The organism is Aureimonas sp. D3, from assembly GCF_001463805.1.
In the GTDB taxonomy this organism is placed as follows: domain Bacteria; phylum Pseudomonadota; class Alphaproteobacteria; order Rhizobiales; family Rhizobiaceae; genus Aureimonas; species Aureimonas ureilytica_A.
Genome location: NZ_BBWM01000007.1, coordinates 1 through 556, shown reverse-complemented (window position 1 = coordinate 556; position 556 = coordinate 1). Strand labels below are relative to the sequence as shown.

Genomic DNA, 556 nt, shown 5'->3' with positions numbered 1-556 from the left:
GCAGACCACCTCATCGATATGCAGGAGAATGTCGTACTTGCGGCAGATCTCCTGCACGCGCGGCCAGTAGCCCTCGGGCGGCACGATGACGCCGCCCCCGGCGGTGACGGGTTCGAGGCACAGAAGGCCGATCGTGTCCGGCCCTTCGCGCAGGATCACCTCCTCGATCGCGTCGGCCGCCCGCTCGCCATAGTTCTCGACATCCCACTGCTTGCGGTATTCCAGGCAGTGCGGAACCATGACGAAGCCGTCCGGGTAGGGTCCGTACATGGCGGCGCGCTGCAACTGGCCGGAGGCGGCGAGCGTGCCGATCGTGGTGCCGTGGTAGTCGCGCTCGCGGTAGAGGATTTTCCATTTCTGGCCGCCGTGATGGCGCTCGGCGATCTGCCGGACCATCTTGAAGACCTTCTCGTTGGCCTCCGAGCCGGAATTGTTGAAGTAGACGCGCGACAGGCCGGGCATCTTCTCCAGGAGCTTCTCGGCGAAAAGCGATCCGGGAATGGAGCCGGCGGACTGGGCGAAATAGTTCAGCTTGACAAGCTGGTCGCGCACGGCG

The 556-nt window shown here is 64.7% G+C and carries 1 pseudogene; it reads right to left on the bottom strand.

Annotation, left to right across the window (positions count from 1 at the left end):
* Window positions 1-556: pseudogene (gene tpa, locus AUL36_RS02815) on the bottom strand (hypotaurine--pyruvate aminotransferase Tpa); the annotation flags it as partial.